This window comes from Cupriavidus sp. YAF13 (genome assembly GCF_052113425.1).
GTDB lineage: Bacteria > Pseudomonadota > Gammaproteobacteria > Burkholderiales > Burkholderiaceae > Cupriavidus.
Map to the genome: position 1 here is coordinate 21,520 of NZ_JBFRDD010000022.1, position 14,331 is coordinate 35,850.

At 65.9% G+C, this 14,331-nt stretch carries 11 protein-coding genes; 1 reads left to right on the plus strand and 10 read right to left on the minus strand.

Annotated elements, in window-relative coordinates; translation table 11 throughout:
* Nucleotides 1-109 precede the first annotated feature (109 nt).
* A complete protein-coding gene (locus tag AB4061_RS18585) occupies nt 110-553 on the minus strand; it encodes a MarR family winged helix-turn-helix transcriptional regulator (protein ID WP_441636303.1) in 444 nt (147 codons plus the stop codon).
* Between the two features lie 151 nt (nt 554-704).
* Between AB4061_RS18585 and aceE the strand changes: the two genes are divergently transcribed.
* Complete coding sequence (gene aceE, locus AB4061_RS18590) at nt 705-3,392, plus strand: pyruvate dehydrogenase (acetyl-transferring), homodimeric type (RefSeq protein ID WP_441636305.1); 2,688 nt, start codon at nt 705-707, stop codon at nt 3,390-3,392.
* A 94-nt stretch (nt 3,393-3,486) separates the two neighbouring features.
* Here the strand turns inward: aceE and AB4061_RS18595 are convergent, their stop codons facing one another.
* From AB4061_RS18595 to AB4061_RS18635, 9 genes are all read right to left on the minus strand, one after another.
* Complete coding sequence (locus tag AB4061_RS18595; protein ID WP_441636469.1) at nt 3,487-3,999, minus strand: MlaC/ttg2D family ABC transporter substrate-binding protein; 513 nt, start codon at nt 3,997-3,999, stop codon at nt 3,487-3,489.
* Between the two features lie 326 nt (nt 4,000-4,325).
* Entirely contained in the window at nt 4,326-5,390 is a 1,065-nt protein-coding gene (locus AB4061_RS18600; RefSeq protein ID WP_416051015.1) for a 2-aminoethylphosphonate aminotransferase, read from the minus strand.
* Nucleotides 5,391-6,572: a phosphonopyruvate decarboxylase gene (aepY, locus tag AB4061_RS18605; protein WP_441636308.1), complete on the minus strand. Its 1,182-nt coding sequence runs from the start codon at nt 6,570-6,572 to the stop codon at nt 5,391-5,393.
* Nucleotides 6,569-8,218 carry a phosphoenolpyruvate mutase gene (gene aepX, locus AB4061_RS18610; protein ID WP_441636471.1) on the minus strand — a complete coding sequence of 550 codons (1,650 nt, stop codon included), beginning with the start codon at nt 8,216-8,218 and terminating at the stop codon, nt 6,569-6,571. The genes aepY and aepX overlap by 4 nt, the downstream gene beginning before the upstream one ends.
* Nucleotides 8,219-8,271: 53 nt before the next feature.
* The gene (locus AB4061_RS18615; RefSeq protein ID WP_441636310.1) at nt 8,272-9,036 is read right to left on the minus strand and encodes an NTP transferase domain-containing protein; all 765 of its coding nucleotides are present in this window, start codon (nt 9,034-9,036) and stop codon (nt 8,272-8,274) included.
* Nucleotides 9,037-9,068: 32 nt separating this feature from the next.
* Complete coding sequence (locus AB4061_RS18620) at nt 9,069-10,076, minus strand: flippase-like domain-containing protein (RefSeq protein ID WP_441636312.1); 1,008 nt, start codon at nt 10,074-10,076, stop codon at nt 9,069-9,071.
* Complete coding sequence (locus AB4061_RS18625; RefSeq protein ID WP_441636314.1) at nt 10,073-10,915, minus strand: HalD/BesD family halogenase; 843 nt, start codon at nt 10,913-10,915, stop codon at nt 10,073-10,075. Before AB4061_RS18625 ends, AB4061_RS18620 begins: the two co-directional genes overlap by 4 nt.
* An 8-nt stretch (nt 10,916-10,923) precedes the next feature.
* On the minus strand, nt 10,924-11,592 hold the full coding sequence (locus tag AB4061_RS18630; RefSeq protein WP_441636473.1) for a CDP-alcohol phosphatidyltransferase family protein: 669 nt from the start codon (nt 11,590-11,592) through the stop codon (nt 10,924-10,926).
* Nucleotides 11,593-11,894: 302 nt separating this feature from the next.
* Complete coding sequence (locus AB4061_RS18635) at nt 11,895-14,312, minus strand: penicillin-binding protein 1A (RefSeq protein ID WP_441636316.1); 2,418 nt, start codon at nt 14,310-14,312, stop codon at nt 11,895-11,897.
* Nucleotides 14,313-14,331 lie beyond the last annotated feature (19 nt).

A 14,331-nucleotide genomic window follows, 5' to 3' on the forward strand; every position in this document is an offset into this window, starting at 1 on the left:
GGATCGGATGAAGCGACGCAATATAGAGCTGAGGTGGCTGACCGCTCGACTGGCGCCGGACTTCAAGACCATTGCAGACTGCGTCACCGCACGAAAAGGGAGTTCAAACCTATTTCGGCCGTCCCGCTTTGGCGGCCGCCGCGTCCAGCGCGCGAGAAAACCGTTCGATGTCATCCGGCCGGAACTGGGCCAGAAACAGTTCATTGACCGCCGCCTCATAGACGCCCCACATCTTCTTGCGCAAGGCCTTGCCTTGCCGTGTGACGGACACGAACGCAGCGCGCCCGTCTTCCTCTGAACGGATACGGGTCACCAGTTCTTCACGCTCCAGCCGGTCAATCAGGCGAGTCAGGTTGTACCGCTCGATGGCAAGTACATCGGCCAGTTCATGCATCCGCCTGCTTTCCTCCGGCCCGCTTTCAATCCCCCACAGCACGTCGTACCACGCGTAGACAGGCAGTCCAGCCTCGGCCAGACGCCGGTCCACCTCACGTATCAAGGCCCGGTGCGACCGTACGAACGAAAACCACAAATCCGGCTTCTCAGTCGACATGGCATCTCCAATAGTTGCAGTTGCAATTATGCCGCAGAATGCTCACAATACCCGAACGATTGCATTTGCAATTCACTCGGATCGCGATGGCCCCGTCTACCCGACTGGGCCTGGTGCGAACCGAAGCCCCGTCAATCCCATGGAGACAGAGATGAATGCCCCGGTGTTGCCGCTACACGTATTGCCGCAGGATGTGGATCCGCAGGAAACCCAGGAATGGATCGAGGCACTGGCCGCCGTGACCGAAGTCGAGGGCCGCGAACGCGCCCACTACCTGATGAACCGCCTGCATGAATCGGACGCCGCCCAACACGGGGATTTCCACGGCGCGATCACGACGCCCTACGTCAACACGATTGCCGAATCGCGCGAGCAGCCGTATCCCGGCGACATCCAGATCGAGCGCCGACTGGCCGCCATGGCGCGCTGGAATGCCATGGCGATGGTGTTGCGGGCGGGCAAGCACTCCAACGTCGGCGGGCATATCGCCACGTATGCATCGGCCGCCGTGCTGTACGAGGTAGGTTTCCAGCATTTCTTCAGGGGTCAAACGGAGGCCTTCGCTGGCGACCTGGTCTATCTGCAGGGCCATGCATCGCCTGGCATTTACGCACGGGCCTTTCTGGAAGGCCGCATCGACGAAGCACAACTCGACAACTTCCGCCGCGAGGCAGGCCGCAATGGCGTGTCGTCGTATCCGCATCCGCGGCTGATGCCGGACTTCTGGCAGTTCCCCACCGTCTCGATGGGGCTTGGACCGATCACGGCGGCATACCAGGCGCGCGTCATGCGCTACCTCGAGGACCGACAGCTTGCCCCCACCCAGGGGCGCAAGGTCTGGGCATTCCTTGGCGACGGTGAAATGGATCAGCCTGAATCCCTGGCAGCCGTGGCCATGGCTGGGCGCGAGCGGCTTGACAACCTGATTTTCGTTGTCAACTGCAATCTCCAGCGACTCGACGGACCTGTCCGGGGCAATGCCAAGATCATTCAGGAGTTCGAGGGTCTGTACCGGGCGGCTGGCTGGAACGTGATCAAGGTGATCTGGGGCAGCGGCTGGGACCGCTTGCTGGCACGCGACACCACCGGCCTGCTGCGCCAGCGCATGATGGAGTGCGTCGATGGCGAATATCAGGCGTTCAAGTCGCAGGACGGGGCCTATGTGCGCGAACGCTTCTTCGGCAAATATCCCGCCCTGCTTGAACTAGTGGCCGACATGAGCGATGCCGATATCTGGGCGCTGACCCGTGGCGGTCACGATCCGGTCAAGGTCTTCAACGCCTACGCGGCTGCCATGCGGCATGTGGGACAGCCCACCGTCGTCCTGGTCAAGACCGTCAAGGGCTTCGGCATGGGTGAGGCCGGTGAAGGCCAGAATATCAACCACCAGTTGAAGAAGCTCAACGCAGACGCCGTACGCGCGTTCCGTGATCGATTCGAACTGCCGGTCAGCGATGACCAGCTCGACGAGATACCCTACCTGAAGCCCGCCCCCGAAAGCGTGGAGGCACGCTACCTGCACGGCCGACGCGCAGCGCTGGGCGGCCACATTCCAGCCCGGCATGCCGGCACGGGACCCATGGCACTGCCCCCGCTGTCGATCTTCGACACCCAATTGAGCGACTCCGGCACCCGTGGCTACTCCACGACGATGGCCTTCGTACGCATGCTTGGTACGCTGCTCAAGGACAAGTCACTGGGCCGGAACGTGATACCGATCGTTCCCGACGAATCGCGGACCTTCGGCATGGAAGGCATGTTCCGGCAGGTCGGGATCTATTCCCATGTCGGGCAACTCTACACGCCGCAAGACGCCGATCAGCTCAGCTACTATCGCGAGTCGCGCGACGGACAGATCCTGCAGGAAGGGCTCAACGAGTCCGGCGCGATGTCAGCTTGGATTGCTGCCGCCACCGCGTACAGCAATCATGGCGTCAACACCCTGCCGTTCTACATCTACTATTCGATGTTCGGCTTCCAGCGGGTGGGCGACCTGGCCTGGGCCGCCGGCGATGCCCGCGCGCGCGGCTTCCTGCTGGGCGCCACCTCGGGACGGACCACGCTCATGGGCGAAGGACTGCAGCACGACGATGGCCACAGCCACGTGCTGTCGTCGGTCATTCCCTGCTGCGTCTCATACGACCCCACCTTCGCCTACGAACTGGCAGTGATCGTCCATGACGGGATGCGCCGCATGTATGTGGATCAGGAAGACATCTTCTACTACATCACGCTGCTGAATGAGAACTACACGCACCCCGCCCTGCCGGCAGGCGTTGAAGCAGGCATCCTGCGCGGGTGGTACCCGCTGCGCTCCTCGGCGCCGACAGAGAAGCCCGTTGGCCGGGTGCAACTGGCGGGCAGCGGCGCCATCCTCAACGAAGTCATTGCGGCGGCGGAACTGCTGGCATCGGATTTCGGCATCGCCAGCGACATCTGGAGCGCCACGAGCCTGACGGAGTTGCGCCGCGACGGCCTGGCAGCCGAGCGTTGGAACTTGCTTCATCCCGAGGCCAGGCCGCGCGTGCCCTACGTCCAGCAATGCTTGGCCGACCGGGAGGGACCGCTCGTAGTGGCCACTGACTACATGAAAATTGTGGCCGACCAAATCCGTCCGTTCATCGGACAACGTCGCATGGTGGCATTGGGAACCGATGGCTTTGGGCGATCCGACACGCGCGAGGCACTGCGAAGCTTCTTTGAGGTGGACCGGCACTTCGTTGTCCTGGCCGCGCTCAAGGCCCTGGCGGATGACGGCGCGCTGCCGCCCGGCGTGGTCGCCCAGGCCATCCAGCGCTACGGGGTGGCGCAAGACAAAGTCGATCCGTCCTTCGGTTAAGCGTCGGTTGATGTGCTGCTGTCGAGAATGCAGGCAACGAGTATTGCCCGGTCCTCGGCGGCAGTTCTCGGGCCATTAAACGACGCGGGGTACCTCACGCCGCATTATGAGTGGCCAAATACTTGACCAAGCCCTCAATTCCCCCCTTGGCCACGATATCCGCGAACTGCTTACGATAGACCTCGATCAACCAAGCCCCGCTCATATTGATATCGTAAATCGACCACCCCGCCGCGCCCCGCTGCAGCCGATAATCGATCTGCACCACATCCCCGTTGTTCAGCACGCTGGTCTCCACCACCACATCCTTGCCCGCAGTCCGCGGCGCCTTGTAGCGAAACTTCAGCGTCTGCTCGCGCACTTGTGAAAGGGACAAGGCGTAGCTGCGCACCAGCAGCGTCTGGAACTGCTCGTAAAGCTGCTTCTGCTGCTCAGGCGTGGCGTTGCGCCAGGCGCTGCCGACCGCAAGCCGGGTAGTGCGCTGGAAGTCGGTATAAGGCAGGAACTGCCGGCGCACCACGGCCGTGATCTTGTCCAGATCGCCGTTGCGGGTGTCGGGGTTGGCCTGGATGGTGGTGAGTACGCCTTCGACGGCGGCGCGGACCATGCGGTCCGGGGAGGACCGGTCAACGCTCGCGGCTGTGGGACTCTCGCCAGGTGTCGCGGCCGGCGCGGTGATGGGCAAGGATGCGCCAAGGACAAAGATGAAGATAAAGCCGGCGGAAACCGCGAGCACGGCGGCGTTGTAACCCGCACGGGCAAAGCGAAGACGGAAACGGCGAGGCATCGCAATGATCCTCCACGAACAAGATGCGGCCGCCCCGGGGACCCGGGGTACCGGTATCTCTTGCCTAATGCTAGTGCCTTGCCGCCAAAAATAAAATGACGAAAACGACAGCGGCCGGCGCGCACCGCGCACCGGCCAACAGGCACTTACTGCGTCAGCGCCTTGAAACCCTGCAACAAGCGCTCGATGTCATCCATCTGGATATTGCCCATCGTGGAAATGCGGAACAACTCGGCCGACAGCCCGCCCTGCCCCGCATAGATGACAAACCCGCGCTCCTTCAGGCCGTCGTGCAGCTGGGGATACGACAGGCCGGCTGGCAAGCGGTAGGCCCGCAGCACCACCGAGGACTGGTCCGACGGCCACAGGGCCGGCATGCCCAGGGCCTCAAGCCCGGCGCGCGCGCGCTCCGCAAGGGCCGCATAGCGCGCATGGCGGGCGCGCCAGCCACCCTCTTCTGCCAGTTCGCGCAGCGCTTCCACCAGCGCGTAATAGGCATGCACCGACGGCGTGAACGGTGTATTGCGCTGGTCCTGCAAGCGCGCGAGGCGCCCGAGATCCAGGTAGTACGTCCGGCTGGCGGCTTGCTCCAGCGCGCTGCGCCGCACAATAACGAACGATGCGCCCGGCACGCCATGCAGGCACTTGTTGGCCGTGGCCGCCACTGCGGCGATGCTGCCGCCGAAATCGATCGCCTCGGCGCCGAAGCTGCTCACGCCATCCACCAGCAGGCGCACGTCCCGCGCGCGGCACAGTGCGTCCAGTGCCTGGAGGTCGTTCAGGCGGCCGGTGGTGGTTTCATGATGGATCACCGCCACGTGCGTGATCGCGCGGTCCGCGTCGAGCGCGGCGGCAATGCGGGCAAGATCGGGCGCCTGCATCCAGTCGTGCGCAACGACCTCATGGGCGATGCGGTACTGCGTGGCAATTTGCGTAATGCGCTCGCCGTACACACCGTTCTGGACGATCAGCAGCTTGCCTTGCTCGGGCACCAGCGCGGCGATCATGCTCTCCACCGCCGCCGTGCCGGAACCGGTCATCAGGACCGCGGCCCACTCGGCGGGATCCAGTTCGTAGATGTCCAGCAGGCGTGCGCGGGCTTCGTCCTGCAGGTCAAAGAACTCGCTTTCGCGGTGGCACAGATCGGGCTGCAGCAAGCTTTGGCGGACACGTTCCGACAGGGTAACGGGGCCCGGATTGAGTAGCAGCATTTACTTCCCTCCTTGGTCGGCACCGATGTGTCGCGCCAGGCGCGTCTTCACATCGACCGGGGTGATGGTCGGGCGCGGCAGGCCGTCCGGCGTGCCGGCGCTGATCGTCAGCGCGACAAAGCGCGGGCCGGCGGTGCTCGCCGGCGCGGCCGTGAGCGTCTGGTCGAGCAGGTCGAGCTGGTCGCCCTCGGCCGCCGACGCGTAGCCGCAGGCGGACGCCACGCCGGCAAACGAGACTTGGTGCGACACGGTCGCCTGTCCGCCGGTGGAGTCATGGGCGCCGTTGTCGAGCAGCACATGCGTGAGGTTGCCCGGGCCATAGGCGCCGAGCGTGGCGAACACGCCCATGCGCATGAGCGCCGCACCATCGCCGTCCACGGCGACCACGTTGAGGTCCGGACGCGCGAGCGCAAGGCCTAGCGCGAAGGGCGTGAGGCAGCCCATCGAGCCCACCATGTAGAGCTGGTTGGCACGGTCGTCGAGCGCATAAAGCTCACGCCCGCAGAAGCCGGTCGATGCCAGCACCACGGTCTTGTCCATTGGCGTATGCGCGATCACGCGTTGGAGCGCGTCGCGGCGCGTAGGCAGGCCATCGCGCGATGCGCCCTGCACGCCCGAGCGCGGCATGCACCTGGGGCGCGGCGTGGGCCGCTCCTGCTGCTTCAGTGCATACGGCGCGACGCTGCCCTTTTGCATCACCAGCGCGTACGGACGGCCCGTGGCATCCATATGCGCCACCGCGCGATCCAGCGCCGGGCCAACCTCGGCCGGGTCGGTCGGGAAGGTTTCCCACGGGATTTCCATGGTGTCGAGCATCGCCGGGGTGACCGGGCCCATCAGCGCGTGCTGCGGCTCGTCAGCCACGCCCGGCTGCCCGCGCCAGGTCACGATCAGCAACTGCGGCAGGCGAAACGTCCACGTGAGCGAGGTCAGCGGACTGACCGCATTGCCCAGGCCGGAGTTCTGCATCATGGTGACGCCACGGCGGCCGCCCTGCGCGCCCAGCGTCACGCCGGCGATCAGCGCCACCGCATCGCCTTCGTTCGCCGCCGACACGTAGTGCAGCGACGGATCCTGCATCACGTAGTTGATGAACGGCGTGAGATACGAGCAGGGCACCCCGGCATACCAGTCGAAGCCGCGTGCACGCGCGGCCTCGACAAACTGTGCCGCTTCGATCATCGGGCTTCCTCGGCGTCCGTGCCGCCGACCGCGAACGGGGTCTGCGTATGCGCGAAATCGCCCGCGCGGCGGAAGTCGTCGAGGTCGTTCACGCCGCGCCAGTGGCCGTGCACATACTTCACTTCGATCTCTTCGCCGGCTTCGACCAGCGCGTTGAGCAGCGCGGGCATGTCCAGCGTGTTGAAGTCGTCGCGCTTGCGCAGTTCGGCAACCAGCTTCTGCAGGCGCACGCGGCCCTCGCCGCGCACGTTCAGCAGGCCGATCCAGCGGCCGTGCGGCGCCTGGGCTTGGGCGGCGCCCGGCTCCTGGCCCTTGCTCGACACATGGCGCAGCAGGATCTTCTGGCCGAACAGGTCGCGGTCGTCGGACGCGGAGCAATAGGCGAAATCGCGCACGCTCTGGTTCGACTCCGTGGTCAACGACGAGTCCACCACCACGCTGAACGGCGCGTCGCTCTCCAGCAGGTCGCGCAGGATATAACTGCGGAACAGCAGGTCGCCATAAGCGATCACGGTATCCGTCTGCAAGCCGTCGACGGCGCACGCCAGCGAGGCCAGTTCTCCGGTCTGGGCGTACTGCTCGTTGACCACCAGCTTGATGCCAGCCGTGTCGATGGCCTTGGCCTGATAGCCGCCCACCACGGTGATGTCGTTGATCGACTGCTTCTTGAACGCGTCCACCAGCCAGCGCAGCAAAGGCTTGCCGGCCACGGGCAGCATGACCTTGGGACGGTCCTCGGTGAGGGGCTCCAGGCCCGTGCCGCGGCCGGCCGCCAGCACCACCGCCGCGCCCGGCGCTTGCGAGCCGGACAGGTAGATCTTCTCGGCGGTCGAGTATTCGTCGGCGTCCTGCAGGCGGAAGATCTCGTTGACGGTGGCAATGCGGTCTTCCACGTTGACCAGCGTCTCGCTGTCGTGGATTTCCTTGGCCACGGCCTGCATCGAGGATGCCGCCACGCGGATCAGGTGGTTGGCCCAGATCACCACGCTGATGCCGGCCTTGCGGAAGGCTTCGGTCGGGGTGCTGTAGTACTTGGTCGGCACGATCACCAGCGGGCCTCGGCCGGCCCACTCGCGCGCGAACTGCAGGATCTCGTCCGGGCGCGACAGCTTGCTGTGGATCAGGATGGCATCGGCACCGGCCTGGCGATAGGCCTCGGCGCGACGCAGGGCTTCGTCCATGCCCCAGCCTGCGATCAGGGCTTCCACGCGGGCGACGATGGAGAAGTTGTCGTCCGACTGCGAATCCTTGCCGGCCTTGATCTTGCCGCAGAACTCATCGATCTCGGCCAGCGGCTGGCGCTCGCCGTCGATGAAGCTGTTGGTCTTGGGAAACTGCTTGTCCTCGATGCACACGCCGGCAATGCCGCGCTGCTCGAGCTTGCGCACCAGGCGGCGCACATTGTTGAAATTGCCATAGCCGGTGTCGCCGTCCAGCAGGATCGGCAGGTCGCTGGCGTCGGCCATGAACTCCAGCGTGTCGACCACCTGGGTCCAGCTGGCTTCGTTGTTGTCGCGCACGCCGTACTGGGCGGAGATCGCCAGGCCCGAACCCCAGATGGCCTTGAATCCGGCCTCGCGCACGATGCGCGCGGACAGCCCGTTGTGAGCTTCCATCATGAATTCCAGCTCGTTGCCAACAATCATCTGGCGCAGCCGGGCGCTGCGCGAGGCAGTCGAGAAAATCGGGTCAATCGCGTTCACTGTGCTACTCCCACAATCGGCTGAAGTTCGGGCAGGACTTCGTCGCGCGCGCGCGCCACGTCGTTCGGGAAATCGATCTCGATCCACGGTGCGCCGCTCACATCGGCGACATCGAATACGTGGCCGCCTTCGAGCAGCAGGTCGCGCACCGCTTCTTCGTGCGGCATGTTCGAGCGGCCGCTGTCGACATAGCCCTGGACGATCTGCGCCAGGCGGCGCGCGGTCTGCTCCTGAAAGCGGAAGAAACCGACCGACTCGCCAATGGTGTCGTACTCCAGGCCAACCGCGAGCTGCTTGCGCAGCTCCACCGGCACGCCGTTCTTCAGGCACAGCTTGACGGGTTCGTCGCCGGCTTCGAAATCGCGGTCGATCAAGAGGCGGTTGGTGGTGCCGCCCGCCACCAGCGCGCTGAGGATGCGCTCGTCGTAGAGCACGTCCGCATCCATCAGCAGGACGTCGCCGCCACGCGTGAGCGCATCGGCCACCGTGTGCACGGTCAGCACGCTGCCCAGGTCGTAACGCGGGTTCAGCACGATCTCCGGATAGGGGTCGCGCCCCAGCCGTACCAGTTCGGCCTCGACGTGTTCCGGCTGGAAGCCCAGCGCCAGCACGATCTCGTCCACCCCGGCCGCGTCGAGCATGCGCAGATGCCGCTCCAGCAGGGTGATGCCCTCAAAACGCAGCAGGCACTTGGGGAATTGCTCCCCGGGTTGTTGCTGAAGTCGCAGGCCTAGGCCCGCGGCAAGGATGATTGCTCGCATTCGTTCTCCGCACCCATGCAAATTGCCATCGATCAATCGGCGGCCTGCTGCACACCTGCTGCACGCCGCCGTTGGAATTTTCGTTCACTCAAATGTAAATACAGCAGCCCGGGCGCGCCGAGCCCGATCTCGCGGGCGCGCTTTGCCAGGGACAGTGCCAGCGCGGCATCGGGCGGCAGGCCGACGATGGGCGCCAGCAGCAGGTAGCCGCCTTCCTGCGCGCCCAGCGAGCCGGGAATGGCAAACGCCGCGCCACGGATCGCCTGCCCCACGCTCTCCAGCAGCAAGGCGTCGAGCCAGCTGACGGGATGCCCGAGGAAATGCAGGGCCAGCCAGACCTCGCCCGTGCCGACCAGCCAGCCCACCAGGCTCAGCGCGAAGGTGGACGCCACCTTGCGGCGGTCGCGGTACATGCCTTGCACGGCCGCATCCACGGCATCGGCGCGCATGGTCAACCCCGACCAGTCGCGCTTGCCGAATACCTTCGACAGCAGGCGCAGCACCCGGCCAAACAGGCCACGCTTCTGCACCACGTAGAAACCCGCTATGCATAGCGCAAGCACGGCGGTGACGACCAGGGTCGGTATGCGCAGGTCCGCAAGCGCGTCGTGCCCGCCATACAGGCCGAACAGCGCCAGGCCGATGAAGGCGAACACCATCTGCGCCAGCGCCTGCATGGTGGTGCTCACCGTGATGGCCGCGGCGGCGTCGCGCATGCGCGTGCCGCGCTGCGCCAGGTAGCGCACCATCAGGACCGGGCCGCCGATCTGCCCCGCAGGCAGCAGGCTGTTGACGGACTCGCCGGCCCAGCGCGCCAGCAGCGCGTCGCGCATGGTGCCGTGGCCGGCCCGGCGGTCGAACAACACGTAGATGGCGCCGGCGTCCAGCACCAGCGGCAGCAGGTGGAACGCGGCGACCAGTACCAGGCCCCAGCCGGCCGACATGAACGTCGACGCGACGGAGCCAAATCCCTGCCAGGCGAGCAGCGCGACAAAGAGCGCCGCGCCGATCGACAGGAAAAGCATGGCAGCACGGGTCATGGGCGGGGCTTCTGGCCCGGCACCAGTCTCTTGAACACTTGCCGGAAGCCGAAATAGGCAACCGCGTCCTTCATATTGGAGATGAAGCGCAGCCACGGGCGCATGCCCGGATCGGTCACGTACTCGAACGTCAGCGACACGCGCATTTCGTTGGCGCCGGCCGGCGTGATGCGGTGGCGCAGCTTGTCGCCATCGAAGAACACCAGCCCCCCGGGCGTGGTCTGCACCGAGCCGGGCTCATCGGGCACTTGCGCGTCGCGCGTGTGCAGTTCGTAGTCCAGGCGGCATGACGATTCCTCGATCACGCCCAGCAGCAGCGTGTAGCGGCGGCCGTCGTAATAAGAGGTGTCGTAGTGCCAGCCAATGTGGTCGCCCTGGCGCGTGTAGTAGTACAGCGCGTAGGCATGGGGATCGGAGTCGGGGGAGAGCAGCAGCTTCTCGCCGCACATCTGCTCCAGCCAGCCGATCAGCGCCTTCGAGCGGTACAGCTCGGCGATAAACGGCGCGAGCTCGTCGATGGTGTGGCGGCTGACGCTGCCGCCCTGCTTGTGGCCGGGCAGGTAATTGCGGTTGATCTGCGGCACCAGCGCGCGGGCGCTGGCCACCAGTTGCGCGGTGACTTCCGGCGCCAGGAATTCCTCCAGGTGCAGGAAGGCGTCCTGGCGCACGAAATCGGCGCGCAGCTGCTTGCTGTCGAGCCGGGCGGTGCGCTCGGCCACGGCGGCATCGGGGTCGGGCAGCATGGCGCCGGCGGCAGGCTCCGCGGCCGGCCTTTGGCAGGAAGGAACTACAGCGGGGGACGGGTCGTCCAGCGTGATGTCGTTGGCTTGCTCGCTCATCGGGTTTCTCAGGTCTCCGTCGAAGCCGTGGCCGGCAGGGGACGCCGCATCACACGCCAGTAATCGACGATGACCCAGGCCGCGAACAGGGGAGCGCCGATCGACGCCGCCATCAGGAACGGCGCGATGCCACTGGTCAGCGTAACGAGCGGAAGCAGGTAAAGCACGTCTTCTGTCTCGAAACCGCCGGCAGAGGCTTGCTTCGTCCCGCTTTTCCCCACACGCTCTTCGATACGCATGCGCAGAAAGAAGATCAGCGCCACTGCCACGCCCGCCAGCGTGCCTTGCAGCACTGGCGACATCGTGTCTGCCGCGGCCTGCCCGGAAATGGCTACGCCCATACCCACGAAGAGCAGGACGGTAATCAGCGCATCGCTCGCCAGGTCATAAAAATGGCCTATCTTGCTCGATTTACCGCTAATTCTCGCCAATTCCCCATCAGTGTGGTCAACGAAGTTGGACACCACGATCAGGAGCGCACCGTAGTTGGTCCACGCGAAACCGCCCTGCATCAGGCACGCTACCCCGGCAAGGCCGATCACGAGCCGCAGGGTGGTCAAGTGGTTCGGCGTGATCCAGGAGTCCTTGAGCGGGCGGACAAGCGCGCGCGCCAGACGGGCGTCCCAGGTACGCGGAGCGGGAGGCTCGCCACGAGAATTCTTTGGATTTTTGTTCATCTGGAAAAAGGTCCACCGGCAGGAAAGCTGCAGCACGGCTCGCATACTAGCGCTGGTTTGCGCACCTTGCATGGTGCGAACGCAACGCCGAAAGGCCGGCCGGGCCGCTTTTGGGGGCATACGCCAGTCAAACCGCTATGTTAAGCCATGTGACCCGCAACGGTAAGCGTGCGTGCACGGCAGCGGCCTGGAAGTTGCCCCCACGCCGCCGGAGACGCGTTTTACCTTCCGCATGCCGGCAGGCCGGACCTGGCACGGCGGAGCCCGGGGGTGCGGCGGTCAGCGTCGCGCGGGGCCCGGCTTCAGGGCTGGCTGCTTTCGCTGGCCCGTGCCCTGGCATCGTCTTGCGTGAACGATGGCGCCGCCATGGCAGGCGGCACGCTTGCCGGCACCTGCACCGGCGCGCTGGCCGGTGCCGCATCGACGGCGCCTTGCTCGACGGCCGGACTGCTCACGCCCGGCAACGCGGGCGCTGCCGCCGATGCCGCCACGCTGGCTTCGGGTTCCATTGCCGCTGTCTCCGGCGCCGGGCGCGCCGCCCGCTTGGGCGCGGGCGGGGCTTCCGGCTTGGCCGCCGGCCCGAACCACCGCTGGTACCAGCCGCGTATCGTCCAGCCCAACGCTTCAAAGAGGCCGGTCTCCTTGTGCTCCACGAAGCGGACGTTCGCATCGATCATGCGGGACCGCAGCGAACGCTGGAAGAAGTCGCCCACCATCGGCAGCGCGCTGTGCGCGCCCTGACCCCAGTAGTCGCTGCGCAGCGTCACCCGGCTGTCGTTGAACCCGACCCAGGCACCAGCTACCAGCTGCGGATGCATCAGGATGAACCAGCCATCGGCGTTGTCCTGCGTGGTGCCGGTCTTGCCGGCGACATCCGCGCGAATGCCGAAGCGCGTGCGGATGCTCGCGCCGGTGCCGCGGTCGATCACGCCGCGCATCACGTCAAGCAGCGTCTGCACGGTGGCAACCGGCAGTGCCTGCTCGGGCGACGCGGGGCGGAACGTCTCCAGCACCTCGCCCTTGCGGTCTTCGATGCGCGACACCATCACCGGCTCCAGGTAGGCGCCCTGATTGGCGATGGTGCCGTAGGCGCTGACCATTTCCTTCAAGGTGACCGGGCTGGTGCCCAGCGCCAGCGAGGGCACGGGATCGAGCCGGCTTTGCCGCACGCCCATGGCGCGCGCCAGCTTGGCCACCTTGGCCGGGCCAACGCCCTGCATCAGTTGCGCGGTGATGGTGTTCTTGGAATACACCAGGCCGTCGCGCAGGCTCATGGCACGCCCGCTCGGAGGGCCATCGTCGGAGGGCCGCCAGACCTCGCCGCCGGCAAGCGGGATTTCCACGGCCTGGTCGACGAAGGTGTCGTCAGGCTTGGCACCTTGCTCGAACGCGGCGCCATACACGAACGGCTTGAACGTGGAACCCGGCTGGCGCTGCGCCTGCTGGACATGGTCGAAGGCATCCAGGGTGAAGTCTCGGCTGCCTACCCATGCCTTGATCTCGCCGGTGCGCGGGTCCAGCGCGAGGAAGCCGGCCTGGATACGGGTCTTGGACTGGCGCAGCGCCTGCATGAAGGCGTTGTCCGCCAGCAGCTGCTTCATGGCCGCCTCGGGTGTCTGCCCGGACTCCCTGGCCGAGCGGTACGCCGGTGTCTCGCGCACAAAGGCCTGTACCAGATCCTTGTTGGCCGCCCAGCCGGAGCGCGGCGCCCACGCCGCGTCGGCGATGCCTTGCAGCTGGTTGCCCTGGCGCGCCACCGCCTGGTTGGCCAGCGCCTGCAGGCGCGAATCGATGGTGGTGCGCACCACCAGCCCGTCGGTGTAGATGTTGTAGTCGTTGCGGTCCGCCCAGGTGATCAGCCATTTGCGCAGCTGCTGGGCGAAGTGCGGCGCTGGGCCGGGCGGCTCGGCCTGCCGCTCGAAGTCGATGCGCAGCGGGCGCTTCTTCAGCAACTCGTACTTCGCCGGCTCCAGCTTCTGGTATTTGACCATCTGCGCCAGCACGGTATTGCGCCGCTGCACGGCGCGCTCGGGGTTGATGACCGGGTTGTAGTAGCTGTTGCCCTTGAGCATGCCGATCAGCGTGGCGCTTTCCAGCACGTCCAGCCGGCCGGCGGATTTATCGAAGTAGGTGCGCGCCGCCATCTCGATGCCGTAGGCGTTGTACAGGAACGGCACGGTGTTGAGATAGGTCTCGAGAATCTCGTCCTTGGTGTAGAGCGCCTCGATCTTCAGCGCCGTGATGGCTTCCTTGAGCTTGCGCGTGAGCGTAGGCGCGCGGCCGATCTCGTCGGGATAGAGATTGCGGGCCAGCTGCTGCGTGATGGTGGAGCCACCTTGCCGGTCGCCTGAGAAGGTATGCAGCGCGGCCGAGCCCATGCGGCGCCAGTCCAGGCCGAAGTGCTGGTAAAAGCGGTGATCCTCGGTGGCGATCAGCGCGGTCGTCACATTGGGCGAGATATCGGCCAGGCGGACCCATTCGCGATTGGCCCACTTGAACACGGCCAGCGGCTTGCCATCGGCCGACAGGATCTGCGCGGGCTGGTCGGACTTGGCCTTGCGGATATCGCTGATGCCCGGGGTGAAGGGAATCAGCACCAGCACATAGAGCAGGAACAGCACCGGCACGGCGGCCACTGCCTTGGCCACGCCGCGGCGCGTGGGGCGCCGCAGGCGGGCAAGCCGCTCGGCGGCCAGGGTTTTGATCTGGGCCAGATTCATGAAGCAAGCAGCATGGGGC